A 20,483-nucleotide genomic window follows, 5' to 3' on the forward strand; every position below is an offset into this window, starting at 1 on the left:
GCCTACAGTTTGCCGTTCTCGCGAATGTTCCAGCCGAACCGGATCGGCCCGCCATCCTTGCCGCCATCGGCTTTCTGCGGCTGGTAACTGACTTCCACCTTGGCGAAGTTAAGGCTGATTTCTTCCGTAAGCACATCGTTTGATGTTGCTGCGCGTGTCTCGTAAGAGGCAACCATAACCTCCTTCAAAATGATCAGCAGATACTCCACACTGCTGTCGCCTCCAGCCTTGCGCACCACAATGCGGGCTTCCGGATAATGCTTGCCGGTAGCACAGGCCATCATCAGGTTTGGCGTGGATTTATCCAGGCTCTTTTCAATCGCGATATTCGCCATATTGACCTTACCGGCGCCGCCGCCCGTGCCGCTGTGCATGGAGCCAGACTGAGACAGGCTCCAGCCCCAGCGGGTGATATCGATTTCATCCCGATGCGCCTGATCCCTGGACTCGCCCTTGATATCTCCCAGCTTCAAAAACATATCGATCGCCGTCTTCGGTCCTTGTTTGATCGTTCGCCGGTAGTGGCGCGGGGCGTACTTTTCCCATTCCCAGGATTGACTACAAGGCTCTGAGGCGAGATCGAGAAGTGCCTGTCTTGAAAAAGGAAACCTTCCTACATTCCTGGTGGATATTGATTCTTTACGCTCTGCGCTCTTGAGAATTCTGGAGTAAAGGAATGGCTACCAGCGTATTGAAGGACGGATTCCCCAAGGCCCACCTCACCACCCGTGAGCGGGTAGAAAGCAGCATTGACCTGCGCCGATTGTTTGCTGTGATCGACGCTGATCCGGCGATTGCCGGGGCAGGGGTGGTGTACCTCGATTCACAGTTGTGGCCGGTGACGTTGCGCGAGTTTCAACCGATCTGCAGTGTGCTGCCCAAACGCGTGATTTTGCGCGAGATGCCGAGGTCGATGGCGCGGTTGGATTTTGTCCGGCGGTTGGAGCAGGAGCCGCAGGAGTCGCAACTTGTATTCGAGGCGATCAATGCCTCGTTATCTTGCGGGGCTGCAGTGGTGGGTTGGCTTGTGGTGCTGAGTGGCTCTGTGGCGATGCCCTTTACCATGGGCGTGAGCAGTTTTGTTGTTGCGGCGGGCGTCTCTGCCGCCCTTGCCAGCTCGGCGCAATGCGCGATTGGAGCGGTTCGGACCTACAACGAAAGGTACAGACCGGTCGACAATGATCATATGGATGATTCGGACTGGTACAACACAGTTTCGCCGATATTGGATGGCGTTTCCCTGATAGGGATTGGAACCAGTGCGCTGACCACTGTACGGCTATTAAAAGTTAACAAAAAGACCTTGGGCAAAAGCTGGTATGAGCTTTTGCGAGGACTCTCACGGCAAGAACGTAAACAGCTCACAACTGAACTGTTGACGCTGAGAGATCCTGGCTTGTCGACGAAGCTGCTCAAATTGCGCCAACGAACCGGGGCATTGCCCAAGCGCTACAGCGCCCACCAAATCCGCCATGCCACGTTCACTCAGCTAAAGGACATCTTGGGCGGCGTATTGGGGCTGAGTGGCAGCTATCAAAATGGTCATATAGGGAGCGCCGCGACCCTTGCTATTGGCCTGTACGAGGAAATTGCGCAATGACGGAGTCAGTTGCGAGTTTTCTAAGGCGCTATTTTCCAGTGTTCATGGGCACGATTTTCATGGCTATCCTCTCAACCGCCATGGTGACAGTGCTGGTTGACGAAAACTATTTGCGCAGGCTCGACCAGCCACTGAGAACCGAGTTGTCTGGTTGGGGGCTGCTGTCGTTGACGGCTTTTTTCGGGCTTTCCAATTTCATGATTGTGCGTGGTCGTAGATGGGCAACTGGACTGTTGGTGGGTTATTTCGCTTTTTGCCTGATGCTGGTATTACCCACGATTCAATATCGACCGCATACAGTAGCGTTTTCGCTGGGGGTTGCGTTTCCGCTCCTTGGGTTACTGCTGCTCAACACTGAACGTCATCGAGAAATGCGGCGGAAATTGATTGAAATCCGAATTCATCGGAATACGGCGAAAGCGAACTATAAAAAATACCGCAATAAAACCGGCGTGCGCAGGGCAAGGTAAGCGTAACTCCCACGTCCACCACGTGGGAGCGTCCGCTATGTCGGCCTATCGCTCGATCGACCGACTCCACCGCGCATTCCACTCCGGCCGCGCCTGGTTCACCTGGTCCCAGTCAATCGAAATCGCCGTCTGCAGGTAACCCTGCATCGCCTCCACCCGTGCGTGGGTCTTGTCGGTGGTCGGTGTGGTCGGGTTCGACGGGATCTGGTCGCCTTCTTCCAGCGCCGGTGCCTGGGCCTCGGCGGTCAGCAAAAATGCTGCGAGTTTCTGCGCCAGTTCCGGCTGGTCATTGCGTGCAATCACGCATTCAGCCACGTTCAGCACCACCGCGCCTTCCTTCGGTTGCGCATATTCCATCGGCACGCCGAGCAACTTCTGGGTGGTGACCTGGGTCGGGGTGAGGGGGAAGATCGCCGCTTCGTCGGTCTGCACCATCTCGGAGATTTTCGCCGAGCTGGCGATGTATTCCAGTACGTTGGGGCCAACGGTTGTCGGCCAGGCCTTGAAGCCCGGGTCGACGTTGGTTTCATCGCCGCCCTGGATGCGGTTGAACATCAAGAAGCCGTGCAGGCCGAAGGTCGACGAGGCCAGGGACTGGAACACCACTTTGTCCTTGAAGCGCGGGTCGGCCAGGTCCATCCACGAGGTGGGCGCGGCCCAGCCTTTTTCCTTGAACATCTTGGCGTTGTAGCCCAGGCCGGTGACGCCCAGGGTCACGGCCACGGCCTGCTGCTTGATTTTCGCCTTGGCCGGGATCTGCTCCAGGGTCGGGCTCGGCGCCAACGTGTCGCACAGGCCCATGGAGATGGCGCGGTACATGATGCCGTCGTCGAGGAACATCACGTGCATCTGCGGGTTGTCTTTGTTGGCCTGGACCTTGGCGAGGATGTCCGATGAGGTGCCAGGCACGATCACCACCTTGACGTTGTTGGCCTTCTCGAACGCGGGCAGCACCTTGTCGGCGTACACCCGTTCCATGGTGCCGCCGTTCATGCCCAGGTACAGCGTCGGCGCGGCGTTTGCGGTGGTGGTGAGCAAGGCGAGGGACAAGCAGGACAGCGCAATGCGGAGGTTCATGGAGGTTTTTCCTCTCAGGCTTGGAAACGACGGATGGAAAACGCTTCGATGGGTTGGCGGCTGGCCCCGTCGCAGACAATCTCTGCCAGGGCTTCACCGACCGCGGGGCCGAGCTGGAACCCGGCGCCGGCAAAGCCGAAACCGTGGAGCAAGCCCGGTTGGGTACTGCTGGGACCGATCACCGGTTCGTGATCGGGTAGGTAACCTTCGGTGCCGCTCCAGGTGCGAATCGCCTGGGCACCCTTGAGAAACGGGTACAACTCGCCGGCATTGCGCAGAATCTCCAGCACTGCGGCCTGGCCAGGGCGCGCCGTCAGCGGGCCGAGGGCAAAACCGCGCCCGCCACCGAGGATGCAATTGCCCCGGGCGACCTGCCGCGCATAAATCCCGCCGCCCTCGACGCCGGTGCTCACGTTCATCACCATCGGCAATGGCTCGGTGACCAGCATCGCCGGATGCGCCGAGGTAATCGGCACCGGCTCGCCAAAGTGCGCGGCGACGGTGCCGGCCCAGGCGCCGGCGCAATTGAGTAACCACGGCGCCTGCAAGTGCAGGCCGTTGGCGCAGCTCACCTGAAAGCGCTGGCCGTCATGTTCGACCTGAAGCACTTCGGCCTGCTCATGGACCGCCGCGCCAAAGCGTTGCGCGGCACGGGCGAAAGCCGGAGACACCAGTCGCGGGTTGGCATGCCCGTCTTCCGGACACAACGAAGCGCCCACGGCGATATCGCCGACCCAGGGAAAGCGTGCGCGCAACTCGGCGTAGTCCAGCAATTGCAAGCCCAGGCCAAAGCCTCGGGTGTGCTCGGCATAGGCTTGCAGCGCAGCAAAATCCGCCGCGCTGCGCGCGAGTTTCAGATGCCCGGAACGCACGTACTCGCCGTCGATGCCGATCAACCCCGGCAAGTCGGACCACAGCGCATGGGCGCGTTGCGACAGCGGTAACTGATGCAGCGGCCGGCCTTGTCGGCGCACGCCGCCGTAATTCACACCACTGGAATGCGAGCCGCAAAAGTCCCGTTCCACCAGGGCCACGCGCTGGCCCTTCTGCGCCAGCATCAAGGCTGCCGAAGCGCCGACAATGCCGCCGCCGAGTACGATGACGTCGATCATGGCTGCACCTCCACGCCGAACGGCAACGGCTTGATCGGAGCCTGGCCACGCAGGCGACCGACGTTTTCAACTGCGCGACCGCTGCGCTCGGCGACGATTTCCGCCGCCGCCAGCCCGCACATGCGGCCCTGGCAGCGACCCATGCCGACGCGGCAATGCGCCTTGACCCGATTGATTTCCCAATGCCCTTCATCGACCACGGCGCGCACATCACCGACGCTGACTTCCTCGCAACGGCACAGGATCAACGCATCCGGCGCCTGCGCGGCCCAATCTTCAGGAAACGGGAATGCGGTTTCCAGACCATGGCGAAAGCGCTGGATAGCCGCCAGTCGCTGCTCCAGCTCAGCCGGGCGGCGATGATCGATGGCAATGCCTGAATCTTCCAACACCGCCAAGGCTGCGCGTTCGCCGGCCATTGCTGCCGCGTCTGCCCCCATGATTCCGGCGCCATCGCCGGCCAGATACACGTCGCGTACACTGCTGCGTCCGGCGCCGTCGCGTTGCGGCAACCAGGCGCGATTCAACGCGCTCCAGGCAAACTCACAGCCGAGCAAGTCCGCCAGCTGTGTCTCGCTGCGCAAGGCATGGGCGAAGCCCACAGCGTCACATTCCAGCACCTGCTGGTCCCAGCGGATGCCACGCACGCGTTGCTCGCCGTCGATCTGTTGAAGCGTCGCGCCCTGATGCACGGGCACGCCGTGAGCGGTCAGCCAGGCGCGGTAATACAAGCCCTTGGCCAAGGTCAGCGGTTGCCCGAGCAGGGCCGGCACTGCACGGCATTGCGCGCTGAACGGCGCACTGTCGAGCACTGCCACCACCTGGGCGCCGGCCTTGGCGTACTGGTACGCGACCAAATACAGCAACGGTCCGCTGCCACAAAACGCCACCCGTTCACCAATCGCGCAGCCCTGATACTTCAAGGCGATTTGCGCCGCGCCCAAGCTGTACACCCCCGGCAAGGTCCAGCCCGGGACTGGCAGGATGCGGTCGGTGGCGCCGGTGGCGACGATGATCCGCGCATACTCGACGCTCTCGGCACGCCCGTTATTGAGCATGTCCAGACGCCCATCCTCGGCGTTCCACACCAGCGTTTGCGGGCGGTAGTCGATCAGCGGCGCGAGTTCATCCAGCGTACGGTGCACGGCCTCGGCCTTGCGCGCCTCGAACCCGTAGATCTGCTTGGCCGTACGCTGGAAGTTTGCCGGCTGGCGCCGATAGATCTGCCCGCCGCCGCGCAGGCTTTCGTCCACCAGGCAGGCTTTGATGCCATGGTCGAGCAGGGTGCGCGCAGCGCTGATTCCTGCCGGGCCGGCACCGACAATCACCACCGGCTTCATAGCTGGCGCCCCGGCTCGCGGCTGATCGCCTGGCCTTCTTCCAGCAGCGTCGAGCAGGCCCGCACGCGGCGCCCATCCTCAAGTCGCACCCAGCAATCCTGGCAGGCGCCCATCAGGCAAAACCCGGCGCGGCGTTCGGCGCTGAAATCACTGCCGCGCAGGTGCTCGGCGCAGGTCAGTACGGCGGTCAGCAACGTGTCGCCGAGCAAGCCGGTGGCGGGTTGTCCGTCCAGGGTAAAGGACAGGGCAGGGCGCGTGGTTTCGGCCAATCGTTTGAACAAGGCCATCAATGTTTCCCCACCAGCACGCGGTCCAGGCCGTAGACCCGGTCGAGCAGAATCATGGTCGCCGCCGTCAGCGCAATCACCAACGCCGACACCGCCGCCATCATCGGGTCGATGGACTCGGTGGCGTACACGTACATGCGCACCGGCAGGGTCTGCGTGGCCGGCGAACTGACGAAGATCGACAGCGTCACCTCATCGAAACTGTTGATGAAGGCCAGCAGCCAACCACCGGCGACGCCGGGCAAAATCATCGGCAGGGTGATCTGCCGAAACAGCGTGAAGCGCCCGGCGCCCAGGGACTCCGCCGCCTGTTCGGCACTGCGGTCAATACCGATCGCCGCTGCCAGCACCAGGCGCAGCACATACGGGGTGATGATCACCACGTGCGCGAGCATCAGCCAGGTGAAGCTGCCGTTCACGCCCATCAGCGCGAACAGGCGCAGCATCGCCACGCCCAGGACCAGGTGCGGAATGATGATCGGCGACAGGAACAACGCGCTGAAAAAGTTGCGCCCCGGGAACGAGTATCGGCTGATCGCCAAGGCCGCCGGCACGGCAATCAAGGTGGCCAGGGTCGCGGCGGTAAACGCCAGGATCAGGCTGTTGTAGAACGCCTGGATAAAGTCGGCACGCTCGAATACTGCGCGAAACCAGCGCAGGGAGAAGCCCGAGGTGGGCAGGCTCAAGGTGTTTTCCGGGGTGAAGGCCACCAGGCAGACCACCACCAGCGGCGCCATCATGAACAGCACCACCAGGCCGTGAAAGCCGAGGGCCAAAGGACCGTTTCTGGACATGCGCTTAAACCCCCAGGGACTTTTTATAGCGGCCTTCGACCATGCGGTTCCAGCTCAGCATGATCAGCAGATTGACCAACAGCAGCACCACCGCGATGGTGGCGCCCATGGGCCAGTTGAGTTCCGAGAGGTACTGGTCGTACACCACGGTGGCGACCATTTTCAGGCGTCGTCCGCCAAGCAGGCCGGGAATCGCAAACGAACTGGCGGCCAGGCCGAACACGATCAGGGTGCCGGACAGCACGCCGGGCATCACCTGGGGCAACACGATCCTGCGCATCACCGTGGCCTGGCTTGCACCCAGCGACAGTGCGGCCTGTTCAGCCGACGGGTCGAGCTTTTGCAGCGAGGTCCACACCGGAATGATCATGAACGGCAGCATCACGTGCACCAGCGCGATGATCACTGCGAACGGCGTGTACAGCAGCTTCACCGGGCGCCCGCCGAGGGCCTGGATCACCTGGTTGACCAACCCGTCGGCACCCAGCAGCAGGCTCCAGCCGAAGGCGCGCACCACCACCGAAATCAGCAGCGGCGTGAGGATCAGGATCAGGAAGATCGAGCGCCATGGCGTGCCCATGCGACTGAGGATGTAAGCCTCGGGGACGCCGATCACCACGCACAGCAGGGTCACCAGCGCGCTGATCCAGAAGGTGCGCCAGAAGATCTCGTAGAAGTACGAGTCACTGAACAGCGCCAGGTAGTGGGCCAGGGTCCATTCATCGCCCTTGACGCCGACCTGGTAGTCGAACACGTTGAACGACAGCACCAGTGTCAGCCCGAGCGGCAGGATCAGCAGCCCGGTAAACAGCAGCAGGGCCGGCAGCGAAAGCAAGTAGCCGCGACTCATGCGTGCACCTCATCCGCCGCCAGTACCCGCAGCAGTTCGGCCTGCCACTCCAGGCCGACCGCCGCGCCGCAGCCCAGCGGTGCGCTGCCGTCATTGCTGCGCACCACGGTGATTTCGCCGAGAGGGGTGTGGATGCGGTACAGCCATTGGCTGCCGAAGAAGTAGCGGTCGAGCACCTTGCCCTGCAGGCGCCCGGCACCGGCTTGCACCAGGCTGATCTTTTCCGGGCGCAGGCTCAGGACCAGTTCGCCGTCGCCGCTTTCGTGGCGCACTTGCGGGATACCCAGTTGATCGTAATCACCGGCGAGCAAGTTGGCCTTGCCGACGAAGTCCGAGATAAAGCGCGTGCGTGGGTGTTCATAGAGCTTGTACGGCGCATCGATCTGGGTCACGCGGCCGGCCTGCATCACCACCACGCGGTCGCTGATCGACAGGGCTTCGGCCTGGTCGTGGGTCACCATCAACGTGGTGATACCGACGGCGCACTGGATGCGACGGATCTCGAACTGCATCTCTTCACGCAGGTTGGCGTCGAGGTTGGACAGCGGTTCATCGAGCAGCAATACCGGTGGTTCGATCACCAGGGCGCGGGCCAGGGCCACGCGTTGGCGCTGGCCGCCGGACAGCTCCCGTGGGTAACGCTCGGCGTGGGGTGCCAGGCGCACCAGTTCGAGCACGGTCTTGACCTTGCTGGCGATCTCGGCGGACGGCACTTTGCGCATCTTCAGGCCGAAGGCGACGTTGTCGCGCACGGTCATGTGCGGGAACAGCGCATAGCTCTGGAATACCACGCCCAGGCCACGGCTGGCGGGCTTGGCGTGGGTGATGTCGCGCCCGTCGAGCAGGATCTGCCCGGCGCTGACATCGACGAAACCGGCGATCATTTGCAGGGTGGTGGTCTTGCCGCAGCCGGAAGGGCCGAGCAGCGAAACGAACTCGCCTTTTTCCACCGCCAGGTCAGTGGCGACCACCGCGTCGACGGCGCCGTAGCGTTTGCTCAAGGCGTTGAGTTGGAGAAATGCCATGTCTGCGTTCCACCTTTTTTTGAGTCGCGTCGAAACGCGCTTTTTTGTTTTGGGCAGATGCGAATGAGGTGTTGCCGGTGCGTTGGCGCTCGATCTTGAGTCGGCTGCCGTTAGTTGTTCATTTCGCCCCTGTGGACGCAGATTAGGACGAAGACTAGGATGGGCGGAAGATGGAATTTCACTCAATGAACTACTTTTTTCGTTTTTATTCACTCACCAGAATTTTCTAAGAGAACACGTGATATGGATTCCACTGAGCGGAATGAAAATGCCCGGGAAGTCGGCGCCGGCGGAGTCTCCCGACTGTTTGCGCTGCTGCGCACCCTGGGCGAGGTGCCGGAAGGTGGCGAACGCGTGACCCAACTTGCGCAACAGGTTGGCCTGTCCCAGCCCACCACTCACCGCCTGCTGCGCAGCCTGATGGATGAGGGCATGGTCGAGCAGGATGCGCGCAGCAAGCGCTATCGCTTGAGCCTGGAGTTCTTTGCGCTGGCGGCGAACGCGGGCAAGACCGGCAACCTGCGCGACCTGGTGCGGCCGAGCATGCTGCGCCTGAGTGCGTCATTGGGTGATTCGCTGTTCCTGCTGGCGCGCAGTGGCTTCGATGCGATCTGCCTCGACCGCAGCGAAGGGCCGTACCCGATCCGTACCTTCACCGGCGATATCGGCGGGCGCGTGGCGCTGGGTGTGGGGCAGGGCAGCCTGGCGATCCTGGCGTTCCTGCCGGAAGAAGAGCGCGAGACGGTGATCCGCTACAACCTGCCACGGCTCAAGGACTTCCACCTGTACGACGAGGTGCTGCTGCGCTCGGAGGTCGAGAACGTGCGCAACCTGGGTTATGCGGCGCGCAATACCGGGGTGCTGGAAGGCATGGCAGGCCTGGCGGTGCCTATCCTCAATCGCGACGGCCACGCGGTAGCGGCGCTGAGTGTGGCGACCATCAGTGATCGGTTGGGGCCGAGCCGCTTGCCAATGGTGGTTGAGTTGCTCAAGCGCGAAGCCGCGGCGATCGGTCCACGCATCAACCCGTTTGATCCGACCCTGCGCAGGCCGTCGCAGACCTTCGGTGGGTAACCCACTCCGCCACGATGAAGAACCAGTGTGGGAGCGGGCTTGCTCGCGAATGCGACAGGTCAGTCATGGATATGTCCACTGACACACCGCGTTCGCGAGCAAGCCCGCTCCCCCATTGTTCAGATCGCGGCCAGGGCCACGGATGTCGCCGCCGTTCGGGTCTCCACCCCCAACTTCACATACACATGCTCCAGATGCTTGTTCACTGTCCTGGGGCTCAACCCCAGGATGTCGCCGATATCCCGATTGGTCTTGCCGCACGCGACCCAGCGCAAGACCTCCACCTCACGCTCGGTCAACTGGAACCTGGCCGACAGCAGCCGCTGTGCCGGCTCATCCTCGAGCGTCAGCACATTCGGCTGCGTCGCCTCTCGCGCCGACAGCAAGATGCGTGACGTGCGCAGGTGCGCCGCCACCCGTGCCAGTACCTCATCGATCTGGATCGGTTTGGTCACGTAGTCACTGCCACCCACCTCGAAGCCTTGCACCACGTGCTTGCTGTCGGTCAGCCCGGTCATGAACACCACCGGCACATCCGCGCTGGCCGGCATTGCCTTGAGCCGGCGACAGGTTTCGAAACCGTCCAGGCCGGGCATCATCGCGTCCAGCAGGATCAGGTCCGGACGCCGGCGTTGCACGCGGTTCAACGCGCTGAGGCCGTCCAGGGCCACCAGCACCATGTAGCCGGCGTCGTCGAGCGCGTCACAGAGCAATGCCAGGTTGTCCGGGGTGTCGTCGACGATCAGCACCACGCCGGGTTCAGTGCTGTGGGTGAGTGCATTCATCTGCGGCCTCCTTGAGGGTTCGGTTGAGTTCATCCAGGCGAAAGCCCTTGAGCAGCCCGCGCAGCTTGGTGATGAACGGTTCGGCATCGGGGCGGTGTGCAAGGATCGTGTCGAGTTTGGCGTGCAGGCCGCGCACATAGCCGATGGCGCTGAGTTCCGCCAGGGCGGCAAGGTCTTCAGGGCTGGGCAATACGCTGGGCGGCGGCGGTGCGGTGAAGGTCTTGGTGCGCCGCAGCCACTGCAGGTCCAGGTGCTGTTGCAGGCGCCCGAGCAGTTCCGGGGTGCGCACCGGCTTGGCCAGGTAGTCGTTGCAGGCCGCGGCGATGCTGCGCTCGCGGTCGTCGGTAAAGGCGTTGGCGGAAATCACGATGATCGGCGCGGTGCACAGCGCATTGCGCCGGATCAGGCGGCTGGTTTCGTAGCCGTCCAGGGTCGGCATCGACAGGTCCATCAGGATCAGGTCCGGGGCCAGCAGCGCCACCTGGCGAATCGCATCCTGGCCGTTGCTGGCCTGCACCACCTCAAAGCCCAACGGCGTGAGCATGCCGCTGAGCACCTTGCGATGGTCCACATGGTCGTCCACCACCAGGATGCGTCGACGCGCGCCCTGGTAGCCGATGATGTCGTGCTCCACATGCACCACCGCCTGCGGCGCGCGCACCTGGGACAGAAACAGCCGCACCTGGAAGCAGGTGCCTTTGTCCAGTTCGCTGGTCACGCGCAGCTCGCCGCCCATCAAGGAGGTGAGCATGCGCGTGATGGTCAGCCCGAGGCCGACGCCCTTGTCCTGGCGCATCAGGTCGCCGCGTTCGAACGGCTGGAAAATCCGCTCGATCTGCCCCGGATCAATGCCGATGCCGGTGTCGATGATTTCAAAATTGGCAGTCTCGCGCCTGTAGCTGACCCGCAGGCACACCTCGCCGCTGTCGGTGAAATTCACCGCATTGCCGAGCAGGTTGATGAGGATCTGGCGCACGCGCTTTTCGTCACCGCGCACCACCGCCGGGATCTTGCCCACGCAGTCCAGGCGAAAGCGCAGGCCCTTGTCCTGGGCTTGCGGCGTGAACATCTGCTCCAGGTCATGGATCAGTTCGGGGAAGGGGATTTCGGTGAGTTCCAGGCGCAGCTTGCCGGCCTCGATCTTGGCCACATCCAGCAGGCCGTCGATCAGCGACAACAGGTGCGAGCCGCTGCGCAGGATGGTCGCGAGTGCGTCCTGGTGCTGCTCGGGCATGGCGCCGTCACGCTGCAGGATTTGGGTAAAGCCGAGAATGCTGTTCAGCGGCGTGCGCAGCTCATGGGACAGCCCGGTGACATAGCGGCTCTTGGCGGCGTTGGCAGCTTCGGAGGCTTCCTTGGCGTGTTGCAGGGCCTGGTCGGTGAGGCTGTGAGCGTCGATTTCGTGCATCAGCAGCAAGGTCTGGCGGTCGGACTCTTCCTGGGCCACGCGCCGGCTTTCGCGGGTCAGCACCACCCACCAGGCGAGCACGGCAGCCAGTACCGAGAGGGTCAGGAAGGCCTTGAAGAACGCTTGGTACAAAGTCTCGGAGTGCGGCAGACCCTGGGCCGCCTGCACGTAAATCAACGCCAGGGCGCTGGCGAGCAACAGCTCCAGTACCAGCAGCAACCCGAGGTAATGGGCCAGCCGTGTGTGCAGGCGCGGCATCAGGGTAGTCGGCAGCAGCCAGCGCAACACGCCTTCGAACTGGGTGACCAGGCGCGCGTGGGGTTTGCAGCGATCGCCGCAACGTGCGTCCAGTGAACAACACAGCGAGCAGATGGGCGTGCTGTAGGCCGGGCAGAACGCCATGTCGGCGGTTTCGAACGGGTTGCTGCACAGCCCGCACACCGCGTGGGTGGCGGGCGCCACCGGGTGGATCAGTTGCAGGTCGCTGGTGCGCGCGATGTAGTACTTGCCTTTCGTCAGCCAGGCCAACAGCGGCGCCATGATCAAGGCCGTGCCCAGCGCCACGAACGGCGGCGCGGCCTGGGCCAGGCTGCCGAACAGCCCGAAGTGCGCGAGGATCGACAGCAACGAGGCGACCAGCATCGAGCCGACACCCACCGGGTTGATGTCGTAGAGGTGCGCGCGCTTGAACTCGATGTGCCTGGGCGACAGCCCCAGCGGTTTGTTGATCACCAGGTCAGCGACCAGCGTGCCGATCCAGGCAATTGCAATATTGGCGTAGAGCCCCAGCACCTGGTCGATCACATCGAACACGCCCAGCTCCATCAGCATCAGCGCGATGGCCACGTTGAACACCAGCCACACCACGCGGCCCGGGTGACTGTGGGTCACGCGGGCAAAGAAGTTCGACCAGGCCAGTGAGCCGGCGTAGGCATTGGTCAGGTTGATCTTCATCTGCGAGATGAACACGAAGAGCACCATCGCGCCCAGCGCCCATTCCGGCGAGCTGAACACGTATCGGAACGCGACCAGGTACATCTGCGTCGGCTCGGCAGCGCGTTCCATGGGGATTTCATGTTGCAAGGCGAGGAACGCGAGAAACGCGCCGGCGAACATTTTCAACGCGCCGGGGATGATCCAGCCAGGGCCGGCGCAGAGCAGGGCGGCCCACCAGCGCTTACGGTTGGCGGCGGTTTTTTCCGGCAGGAAGCGCAGGTAGTCCACTTGCTCGCCGATCTGCGTCACCAGTGACAGCGCCACCGTGCAGGCGGCGCAGAACGCCAGCAGGTTGAAGCCGCCGCCTTCGCCGCTGCGTCCGACGAAGCTGGTCCAGTCGCTGAAGGCGTCGGGGTTTTTCCACCACACAAAGCCATAGGGCAGCACCAGCAACAGCAGCCACACCGGTTGCGTCCACAGCTGCAGGCGGCTGATCAACGTCACGCCGTAGGCCACCAGCGGGATCACCAGCAGCGAGCAGATCACGTAGGCGATCGCCAGCGGGATATGAAAATACAGCTCCAGCGCCAGGGCCATGATCGCCGCTTCCAGGGCGAAGAACAGGAAGGTGAAGCTGGCGTAGATCAGCGAGGTGATGGTCGAGCCGATATAGCCGAAGCCGGCGCCACGGGTCAGCAGGTCCATGTCCACGCCATAGCGCGCCGCGTAGTAACTGATGGGCAGGCCGGTGAGGAAGATCACCAGGCTGATGGCGAGAATCGCCCAGAACGTATTGGTGAAGCCGTAACTCAGGGCCAGCACGCCGCCGATGGCTTCCAGAGCCAGGAAGGACACCGCGCCCAGGGCCGTGTTGGCGATGCGCAGCTCCGACCATTTGCGAAAGGACTTGGGCGTGTAGCGCAGGGCGTAGTCTTCCATGGTCTCGTCGGCGACCCAGGTGTTGTAGTCGCGGCGGATCTTGACGATGCGCTGGGTGCCGGGGAGGGGATGCACGGTGGGATGGCTCCGGGGAGTGGGCAAGGTGGATGAGCAAGTTCCGTGCCCCGATTCAAAATGTGCGGGCTGGCCTGCCTGCGATAGCGGTGGGTCAGGCATGGGAAGTCGATGGATACACCGCCATCGCAGGCCAGCCAGCTCCTACATTGATCGGTGCTTTCAGGGCGGGCGGGATCCTGCTCGAAAATGGTGCGCAGTGGCATACGTCAAATGACGTATGCCGTTACGTCAGGCTGCGTATACCCGTGCTGGCCGGCCGCCGCCATGCTGGACCCCTCATTGCAGAGGAGTCGCCCCATGGCACCACGATTGATCCGCTCCAAACCCCTGTTGGCCTTGTCCTTGCTGGCGGCCGCACTGTTCAGCCAGGGCGTGCTGGCCGATAACGAAGGCCTGGCCGTGACCCCGACTGAAGTCACCGTCGGCCAGTTGCACTCGGCCACCGGCACCATGGCGATTTCCGAGACCGGTTCGATCCAGGCCGAACGCCTGGCCATCGAGCAGATCAACGCTTCGGGCGGGATCCTGGGACGGCAGATCAAGGTGATCCAGGAAGACGGCGCCTCCGACTGGCCGACCTTCGCCGAAAAGGCCAAGAAGCTGCTGGTCAACGACAAGGTCGCCGCCGTGTTCGGCTGCTGGACCTCGGCCTCGCGCAAGGCTGTGCTGCCGATCTTCGAGAAAGAAAACGGCCTGCTCTACTACCCGACCTTCTATGAGGGCCTGGAACAGTCGAAAAACGTGATCTACACCGGGCAGGAAGCCACCCAGCAGATCCTCGCCAGCCTCGACTGGATCGCCAAGACCAAGGGCGCCAAGACGTTCTACCTGGTCGGCTCCGACTACATCTGGCCGCGCACCTCGATGAAGATCGCACGCAAGCACATTGAAAACGTGCTGCACGGCACCGTGGTCGGCGAAGACTACTACCCGCTGGGCAACACTCAGTTCGGTTCGCTGATCAACAAGGTCAAGCTGAAGAAACCGGACGTGGTCTTCGCGGCGGTGGTCGGCGGCTCCAACGTGGCGTTCTACAAACAGCTCAACGCGGCAGGTGTGAATTCGTCCAAGCAAACCTTGCTGACCCTGTCGGTGACCGAAGACGAACTGCTCGGCATCGGCGGCGAAAACATGGCCGGTTTCTATGCCTCGATGAAGTACTTCCAGAGCCTGGACAACCCTAACAACAAAGCCTTCGTCGAAGCCTTCAAGGCCAAGTACGGCAAGGACGCGGTGATCGGCGACGTGACCCAGGCGGCCTACCTCGGCCCATGGCTGTGGAAAGCAGCGGTGGAGAAGGCCGGCAGTTTCGACGTGGATAAAGTCGTCGCCGCCTCGCCGGGCATCGAGCTGAAAACCGCGCCGGAAGGCTACGTGAAGATCCACGAAAACCATCACTTGTGGAGCAAGTCGCGCATCGGTGAAGTGCAGCCCAACGGCCAGTTCAAAGTGATCTACGAGTCGGATCTGATCGAGCCGAACCCGTTTCCGAAGGGCTATCAATAAGCCTGGATCTGGCGCTGATCTAAAGGTGGGAGCGGGCTTGCTCGCGAAAGCGCAGTGTCATTCACAGATGGTTTGACTGATACACCGCATTCGCGAGCAAGCCCGCTCCCACATAAATCAAAAGCAGACCTTGGTTTTCATCATTACCTCCCGCTCAGGAGACCATCATCATGGAATGGCTATCGGAATTTGGAGCCATCACGGCGATGCAGGGGTTCAACGGCTTGTCCGTGTTCTGCGTGCTGTTGCTGATGGCATTGGGGCTGGCGATCATCTTCGGGCAGATGGGCGTGATCAACATGGCCCACGGCGAGTTCCTGACCATCGGCGCCTACACCACCTACGTGTGCTCCAGCCTCACCGCGCACTTTGCGCCAAGCTTCCAACCCTATTACTTCTTCTTCGCCATCGGCCTGTCATTCCTGGTGGCCGGGGCCATCGGCTGGCTGGTGGAATGGGCGATGATCAGCCGCTTGTACAAGCGCCCGCTGGACACCTTGCTCGCCACCTGGGGCCTGTCGCTGGTGATGCAGCAAACCTTTCGCTCGGTGTTCGGCGCCCGTGAGGTCAGCGCCGAACCACCGGCCTGGCTGATGGGCTCGGTGAATTTCACCGATGCCATCGAGATCCCGCGCAACGGCCTGTTCATGATGGGCCTGACCCTGCTGCTGACCGGTGCGATCTTCATCATGCTCTACCGCTCGCGCTGGGGCCTGCAGGTGCGCGCCACGGTGCAGAACCGCCTGATGAGCCGCGCGGTGGGCATCAACACGCGCAAGGTCGACCGCATGACCTTCGCCCTCGGTTGTGGCGTCGCCGGTGTGGCGGGCGCGGCGTTCACCACCATCGGCTCAACCGGGCCCACGGCGGGATCGCAGTACATCGTCGACACCTTCCTGGTGGTGGTTTTCGGCGGCGCGCAAAGCCTGTTCGGCACCATCGCCTCGGCGTTCGTGATCGCCCAGACCCAATCGCTGTCGGAGTTTTTCCTCAGTGGCTCGATGGCCAAGGTACTCACCCTGTCCTCGGTGATTCTGATCCTGATGCTGCGCCCGCAAGGGTTGTTCTCCATCAAAGTGCGCAAGTAGAGGCGAGCAGATGAAGGCTTTAGACAAGCTGCTGGGCGGCCAGCAAAACCTGATCGGCATCGTGTTGCTGGCGCTGTTGATCCTTGTGGTATTCCCGCTGACCCTCGACGCGTTCCGGCTGAACATGGTCGGCAAATACCTGACCTACGCGTTCGTCGCCGTGGGCCTGGTGCTGTGCTGGGGCTATGGCGGCATTCTCAGCCTGGGGCAGGGCGTGTTCTTCGGCGTCGGCGGCTACTGCATGGCGATGTTCCTCAAGCTGGAAGCCTCGGACCCCGAGAGCACCAAGATCCAGTCAACCCCGGGCATCCCGGACTTCATGGACTGGAACCAGATCACCGAACTGCCCTGGCTGTGGCAGCCGTTCCACAGTTTCAGCTTTACCCTGGTGGCGGTGATCGCGGTGCCGGTGCTGCTCGCGTTCATCATCGGGATGGCGCTGTTCAAGCGGCGCGTGGGCGATGTGTACTTCTCCATCGTGACCCAGGCGATTGCGCTGATCCTCACCGTGTTGATCGTCGGCCAGCAAGGCCTGACCGGCGGCGTCAACGGCATCACCGACCTCAAGACCCTGCTCGGCTGGGACCTGCGCACCGACAGCGCGAAGCTGATCCTGTACTTCATCAACGCCGGCTTGCTGTTCGGCTGCATCTTCATTGGCCGTTTCATCCTCGCGTCCAAGCTCGGCCGGCTGCTGATGGCGATGCGCGACAAGGAAGAACGCGTGCGGTTTTCCGGGTACGACGTGGCCAGCTTCAAGATCTTCGTATTCTGCGTAGCCGCCGCGTTCTCGGCGATCGGCGGGGCGATGTTTGCCTTGCAGGTGGGCTTCATGTCGCCGTCGTTCGTGGGCATCGTGCCGTCGATCGAGATGGTGATTTTCGCCGCGGTGGGCGGGCGCATGTCGCTGCTCGGCGCGGTGTATGGCGCGCTGCTGGTGAACTACGGCAAGACCTACTTTTCCGAGTCTTTCCCCGAGTTGTGGCTGTACCTGATGGGCGGGCTGTTTATCGCCGTGGTCATGTACTTCCCCAACGGCCTGGCCGGCCTGTGGGACAGCCATGGGCGCCAGGCACTGGCCAAAGTGCTGCGGCGCAAACCCGTAGCGGCGACTCCGGCGAGCCCGTCGGTTAAATCCAAGGCTAAAAGCAAGATCCTGGAGACCCAGCCATGACCGCCGTCGGCTTTGAAATGAAAAAACCGGTGCTGGCCATCGAAGGCCTCACCGTGTCGTTCGACGGCTTCAAGGCGGTCGACAACCTCAACCTGTACATCGACCGCAACGAAGTGCGCGTGGTGATCGGCCCCAACGGCGCCGGCAAGACCACGGTGCTCGATCTGATCTGCGGCAAGACCCGCGCCACCAGCGGCAGCATCCAGTTCGACGGCCAGGAACTGACCAAGATGCGCGAGTACAACATCGTGCGCGCCGGCGTCGGGCGCAAGTTCCAGAACCCGTCGATCTACGAGAACCTCACGGTGTTCGAGAACCTCGAGATGTCCTACCCGGCCGGGCGCAAGGTGTGGGGCGCGTTGTTCTTCAAACGCAACGCCCAGGTGATCGCGCGGGTGGAAGAAGTCGCGCGGGAAATCTTCCTCGGTGACCTGCTGCAGCAACAGGCCGACCTGCTGTCCCACGGACAGAAGCAGTGGCTGGAAATCGGCATGCTGCTGATGCAGGACCCCGAGTTGCTGATGCTCGATGAGCCGGTGGCCGGGATGAGTGTCAACGAACGCGCGCAGACCGCCGAGCTGCTCAATCGCATCAGCCAGGGCCGATCGGTGCTGGTGATCGAGCACGACATGGAATTCGTCAAGAGCATCGCCCACAAGGTCACCGTGCTACACCAGGGCAAGGTGCTGGCCGAGGGCAGCATGGAGTCGGTGCAAAGCAACCCTAAAGTCATCGAAGTGTATTTGGGCCATTGAGGAAGCGGGCATGTTCAAGATCGACCAGTTGTCCTGCGGCTACGGGCAGAGCCAGATCCTCCACGACCTGGACCTGAACGTGGCCAAGCGTGAGATCGTCGCGGTGATGGGCCGCAATGGCATGGGCAAGACCACCTTGTTCAAGAGCCTGATGGGCATCCTGCCGCAGTGGAAAGGCCAGGTCAGTGTGGACGGGCACGATGTGTCGGCGCTGGAAACCCATGAGCGGGTGGAACGCGGCATCGCTTATGTGCCGCAGGGGCGCATGATTTTCCCGAGCATGACGGTGCTGGAGAACATCCAGACCGGCCTGCCAGCGTCGGCACGCGGCAAGGTGCCGGAGGATCTGTATGCGCTGTTCCCGGTGCTCTACGACATGCAGTCGCGCAAGGGCGGCAACCTGTCCGGTGGCCAGCAACAGCAGCTGGCAATTGCCCGCGCGCTGGCGACCAATCCCAAGGTGCTGCTGCTGGATGAACCGACCGAGGGCATCCAGCCGTCGATCATCAAGGACATCGCGCGCACGCTGAAGGAGATTCGCAACCTGCGCGACCTGACCATAGTGGTGTCGGAGCAAGTGCTGTCGTTTACCCTGGAGATCGCCGACCGTTTCCTGGTGATCGAGAAGGGCCGGTTTGTGATTGAGGAGACGCGGGATAGGGTGGATGAAGCGACCATCAGCCGGTATTTGTCGGTGTGAACTGCGGCTGCAAAAGTGATCGTTGGGTTGCGAGGAAGCGTGTTTGTTCCAGGCGTTTTCCTACAGCCATGCCAGGTTTTATCGGCGTGCTGCTCGGGCCGTATGCTGAGCCTGTCCAAGTCCTTTTCCGGTGCTGAGTTGTCTGTTTGCCTCGGGTCTTTGGAACTGGCGTGTTGTCAGTGGCCACAGAGTGGGACGTTAATCCGTCGAGCAGCTTTATTGGATTGGCATCTATCGACTCCATGACCTGAGGTGTAACTATGGACCTGTGTTATCCCCAACAACCCCACAGTCGGGCATTTTCCGGCATGGGCTTAATGTCATTCCCCCCTGATGTTGGAATGCGTAATTCTTATAATCCTTATGCGAATGCTCCGTGGTCCGGCATCGCGCGGGAGTTTGCAAATAACTTTGATTATTTCCGGATGCCCAAAACGGATTTTGTCTCGCTTGATTCAATCAGGGGCATGGCCGATCGGCCCCAGATGAGAAACCCGCGGGACAATGATATGACCCAGTTGGCCCAAGTGGTTCTCGGCTTTCCGGAAATAGGCAAGTTGTTCGACTCAGTTAATAACGGCGGCCAGGAAGATGGGTATATCAGTCACGGCGACGTATCTGCTGCTATTGATCTTCTTGAGGAGCGGGAGGCACTTTCGATGCCGCCGATGCGCGCGGGCCAATTTAACGGCGCCATGCAACAGCACAGGGTCAACCAGCAATTTTTCCCGCAATATTCCGGACCCGCGCCGCGGTATGAAGATCCAGACTTCGCGCTGCAGCGGCCTATCTACCAGCGCGCGCCAGCTTACCGAATGCCGGATGCCGAGAATAATGCGTACAGTCACCTCAGCAATGAAGACTTCAGCAACCGCGTACTCACCCGTTTCAGCTCCCTGGAAGACCCGAACAAACCCGGTGAAATCACCGACAGGTCGCTGAATGCAGTGGCTGCGGGTCGCCGACTGGACGGTATGCCGGCAACTAAGGATGAGATGAATGTCGCCCGGGAACTGCTGGATCGAGGGGATTTGTTCAGGAAATATGATGAAGGTAAAACCGGTGAACTGGATGGCGGGTTCACTCGGCAAGACCTGGCGAATACCTCCAATCGATTCGAAAACATGAGTAACTCAGAGCTGCTGGAAACGATTAAAAAGCACTTTGTCGAGTACGGTGATGGTGATGACTATGTCAACTTCAAGGAACTGAAACAAGCCGCTGGGTTAGTGCCTTCGGATAAAACCTACACCCCGCAAGCGCGCCAGGCAGCGACTGAGCTTCTCCAGCGCAAAGAGCTTCTGGAAGACACCGATATCGGCGTGGATGACAAAGGTAATCCTGGGTACAAGGACCAGCGATTCGATTTGGCGAACCTGAAGCACATGATCAAGAAAGAGCGGGACGACGAGCGCCCCCGTTGACCTGCGCAGGGTGCCGCCGATCACGTCGGTGGCACCTCGCGTCCTTCAGGCGTCGCCGCCC

Annotated in this window: 19 protein-coding genes; 9 read left to right on the top strand and 10 right to left on the bottom strand. The window is 61.9% G+C overall.

Annotated features, from left to right (window positions below):
* Window positions 1-2: 2 nt before the first annotated feature.
* Window positions 3-479, bottom strand: a complete 477-nt coding sequence (locus AC07SI_RS10150; RefSeq protein ID WP_495005660.1) for an Hcp family type VI secretion system effector — start codon at window positions 477-479, stop codon at window positions 3-5.
* Between the two features lie 197 nt (window positions 480-676).
* On the opposite strand from AC07SI_RS10150, the gene ssp4 reads away from it, so the two are divergent.
* On the top strand, window positions 677-1,600 hold the full coding sequence (ssp4, locus tag AC07SI_RS10155) for an Ssp4 family T6SS effector (protein WP_495005661.1): 924 nt from the start codon (window positions 677-679) through the stop codon (window positions 1,598-1,600).
* Window positions 1,597-2,070 carry a hypothetical protein gene (locus AC07SI_RS10160; RefSeq protein ID WP_495005662.1) on the top strand — a complete coding sequence of 158 codons (474 nt, stop codon included), beginning with the start codon at window positions 1,597-1,599 and terminating at the stop codon, window positions 2,068-2,070. The genes ssp4 and AC07SI_RS10160 overlap by 4 nt, the downstream gene beginning before the upstream one ends.
* A gap of 45 nt (window positions 2,071-2,115) precedes the next feature.
* On the opposite strand, the gene AC07SI_RS10165 is transcribed toward AC07SI_RS10160, so the two are convergent.
* Genes AC07SI_RS10165 through AC07SI_RS10195 form a run of 7 tightly spaced genes read right to left on the bottom strand, consistent with a single transcriptional unit; the run spans window position 2,116 to window position 8,555 of the window.
* Entirely contained in the window at window positions 2,116-3,147 is a 1,032-nt protein-coding gene (locus AC07SI_RS10165) for an ABC transporter substrate-binding protein (protein ID WP_495005663.1), read from the bottom strand.
* Window positions 3,148-3,161: 14 nt separating this feature from the next.
* A complete protein-coding gene (locus AC07SI_RS10170) occupies window positions 3,162-4,259 on the bottom strand; it encodes an NAD(P)/FAD-dependent oxidoreductase (protein WP_495005664.1) in 1,098 nt (365 codons plus the stop codon).
* Window positions 4,256-5,599, bottom strand: a complete 1,344-nt coding sequence (locus AC07SI_RS10175) for an FAD/NAD(P)-dependent oxidoreductase (RefSeq protein WP_495005665.1) — start codon at window positions 5,597-5,599, stop codon at window positions 4,256-4,258. Before AC07SI_RS10175 ends, AC07SI_RS10170 begins: the two co-directional genes overlap by 4 nt.
* Window positions 5,596-5,886, bottom strand: a complete 291-nt coding sequence (locus AC07SI_RS10180; RefSeq protein WP_120448253.1) for a (2Fe-2S)-binding protein — start codon at window positions 5,884-5,886, stop codon at window positions 5,596-5,598. The genes AC07SI_RS10175 and AC07SI_RS10180 overlap by 4 nt, the downstream gene beginning before the upstream one ends.
* A complete protein-coding gene (locus tag AC07SI_RS10185) occupies window positions 5,886-6,680 on the bottom strand; it encodes an ABC transporter permease (RefSeq protein WP_065906030.1) in 795 nt (264 codons plus the stop codon). The genes AC07SI_RS10180 and AC07SI_RS10185 overlap by 1 nt, the downstream gene beginning before the upstream one ends.
* Window positions 6,681-6,684: 4 nt before the next feature.
* Entirely contained in the window at window positions 6,685-7,530 is an 846-nt protein-coding gene (locus tag AC07SI_RS10190; protein WP_065906033.1) for an ABC transporter permease, read from the bottom strand.
* Window positions 7,527-8,555, bottom strand: coding sequence for an ABC transporter ATP-binding protein (locus AC07SI_RS10195; protein ID WP_065906035.1), 1,029 nt, complete (start codon window positions 8,553-8,555; stop codon window positions 7,527-7,529). The genes AC07SI_RS10190 and AC07SI_RS10195 overlap by 4 nt, the downstream gene beginning before the upstream one ends.
* 243 nt (window positions 8,556-8,798) lie before the next feature.
* Here AC07SI_RS10195 and AC07SI_RS10200 point away from each other — a divergent pair, with 243 nt between their 5' ends.
* The gene (locus tag AC07SI_RS10200; protein WP_106804313.1) at window positions 8,799-9,629 is read left to right on the top strand and encodes an IclR family transcriptional regulator; all 831 of its coding nucleotides are present in this window, start codon (window positions 8,799-8,801) and stop codon (window positions 9,627-9,629) included.
* A gap of 119 nt (window positions 9,630-9,748) precedes the next feature.
* Here AC07SI_RS10200 and AC07SI_RS10205 read toward each other — a convergent pair whose 3' ends face one another.
* Complete coding sequence (locus AC07SI_RS10205; protein ID WP_495005666.1) at window positions 9,749-10,414, bottom strand: response regulator; 666 nt, start codon at window positions 10,412-10,414, stop codon at window positions 9,749-9,751.
* Window positions 10,389-13,772: an ATP-binding protein gene (locus tag AC07SI_RS10210; RefSeq protein WP_213550877.1), complete on the bottom strand. Its 3,384-nt coding sequence runs from the start codon at window positions 13,770-13,772 to the stop codon at window positions 10,389-10,391. Before AC07SI_RS10210 ends, AC07SI_RS10205 begins: the two co-directional genes overlap by 26 nt.
* Before the next feature lie 300 nt (window positions 13,773-14,072).
* Between AC07SI_RS10210 and urtA the strand changes: the two genes are divergently transcribed.
* From urtA to AC07SI_RS10240, 6 genes are all read left to right on the top strand, one after another.
* Entirely contained in the window at window positions 14,073-15,281 is a 1,209-nt protein-coding gene (urtA, locus tag AC07SI_RS10215) for an urea ABC transporter substrate-binding protein (RefSeq protein WP_065906042.1), read from the top strand.
* Window positions 15,282-15,451: 170 nt separating this feature from the next.
* A complete protein-coding gene (urtB, locus tag AC07SI_RS10220; protein WP_495005667.1) occupies window positions 15,452-16,369 on the top strand; it encodes an urea ABC transporter permease subunit UrtB in 918 nt (305 codons plus the stop codon).
* A 10-nt stretch (window positions 16,370-16,379) separates the two neighbouring features.
* Entirely contained in the window at window positions 16,380-17,543 is a 1,164-nt protein-coding gene (gene urtC / locus AC07SI_RS10225; RefSeq protein WP_065906047.1) for an urea ABC transporter permease subunit UrtC, read from the top strand.
* On the top strand, window positions 17,540-18,298 hold the full coding sequence (gene urtD / locus AC07SI_RS10230; RefSeq protein ID WP_025855702.1) for an urea ABC transporter ATP-binding protein UrtD: 759 nt from the start codon (window positions 17,540-17,542) through the stop codon (window positions 18,296-18,298). The genes urtC and urtD overlap by 4 nt, the downstream gene beginning before the upstream one ends.
* Window positions 18,299-18,308: 10 nt before the next feature.
* Window positions 18,309-18,998, top strand: a complete 690-nt coding sequence (gene urtE / locus AC07SI_RS10235) for an urea ABC transporter ATP-binding subunit UrtE (protein WP_046383753.1) — start codon at window positions 18,309-18,311, stop codon at window positions 18,996-18,998.
* A gap of 341 nt (window positions 18,999-19,339) precedes the next feature.
* The gene (locus AC07SI_RS10240) at window positions 19,340-20,422 is read left to right on the top strand and encodes a hypothetical protein (protein ID WP_495005668.1); all 1,083 of its coding nucleotides are present in this window, start codon (window positions 19,340-19,342) and stop codon (window positions 20,420-20,422) included.
* Window positions 20,423-20,483: the final 61 nt, after the last annotated feature.

Source organism: Pseudomonas sp. GW821-FHT05D12 (assembly GCF_059419825.1).

Excerpts from the sequence above, each read along its gene's own strand:
- urtA (WP_065906042.1), top strand. The coding sequence starts at position 14,073 with ATGGCACCACGATTGATCCGCTCCAAACCCCTGTTGGCCTTGTCCTTG.
- AC07SI_RS10165 (WP_495005663.1), bottom strand. The coding sequence starts at position 3,147 with ATGAACCTCCGCATTGCGCTGTCCTGCTTGTCCCTCGCCTTGCTCACC.
- AC07SI_RS10190 (WP_065906033.1), bottom strand. The coding sequence starts at position 7,530 with ATGAGTCGCGGCTACTTGCTTTCGCTGCCGGCCCTGCTGCTGTTTACC.
- AC07SI_RS10240 (WP_495005668.1), top strand. The coding sequence starts at position 19,340 with ATGCGTAATTCTTATAATCCTTATGCGAATGCTCCGTGGTCCGGCATC.
- AC07SI_RS10185 (WP_065906030.1), bottom strand. The coding sequence starts at position 6,680 with ATGTCCAGAAACGGTCCTTTGGCCCTCGGCTTTCACGGCCTGGTGGTG.
- urtE (WP_046383753.1), top strand. The coding sequence starts at position 18,309 with ATGTTCAAGATCGACCAGTTGTCCTGCGGCTACGGGCAGAGCCAGATC.
- AC07SI_RS10200 (WP_106804313.1), top strand. The coding sequence starts at position 8,799 with ATGGATTCCACTGAGCGGAATGAAAATGCCCGGGAAGTCGGCGCCGGC.
- urtD (WP_025855702.1), top strand. The coding sequence starts at position 17,540 with ATGACCGCCGTCGGCTTTGAAATGAAAAAACCGGTGCTGGCCATCGAA.
- AC07SI_RS10170 (WP_495005664.1), bottom strand. The coding sequence starts at position 4,259 with ATGATCGACGTCATCGTACTCGGCGGCGGCATTGTCGGCGCTTCGGCA.
- urtB (WP_495005667.1), top strand. The coding sequence starts at position 15,452 with ATGGAATGGCTATCGGAATTTGGAGCCATCACGGCGATGCAGGGGTTC.
- urtC (WP_065906047.1), top strand. The coding sequence starts at position 16,380 with ATGAAGGCTTTAGACAAGCTGCTGGGCGGCCAGCAAAACCTGATCGGC.
- AC07SI_RS10205 (WP_495005666.1), bottom strand. The coding sequence starts at position 10,414 with ATGAATGCACTCACCCACAGCACTGAACCCGGCGTGGTGCTGATCGTC.
- AC07SI_RS10195 (WP_065906035.1), bottom strand. The coding sequence starts at position 8,555 with ATGGCATTTCTCCAACTCAACGCCTTGAGCAAACGCTACGGCGCCGTC.
- AC07SI_RS10180 (WP_120448253.1), bottom strand. The coding sequence starts at position 5,886 with ATGGCCTTGTTCAAACGATTGGCCGAAACCACGCGCCCTGCCCTGTCC.
- ssp4 (WP_495005661.1), top strand. The coding sequence starts at position 677 with ATGGCTACCAGCGTATTGAAGGACGGATTCCCCAAGGCCCACCTCACC.
- AC07SI_RS10175 (WP_495005665.1), bottom strand. The coding sequence starts at position 5,599 with ATGAAGCCGGTGGTGATTGTCGGTGCCGGCCCGGCAGGAATCAGCGCT.
- AC07SI_RS10160 (WP_495005662.1), top strand. The coding sequence starts at position 1,597 with ATGACGGAGTCAGTTGCGAGTTTTCTAAGGCGCTATTTTCCAGTGTTC.
- AC07SI_RS10150 (WP_495005660.1), bottom strand. The coding sequence starts at position 479 with ATGTTTTTGAAGCTGGGAGATATCAAGGGCGAGTCCAGGGATCAGGCG.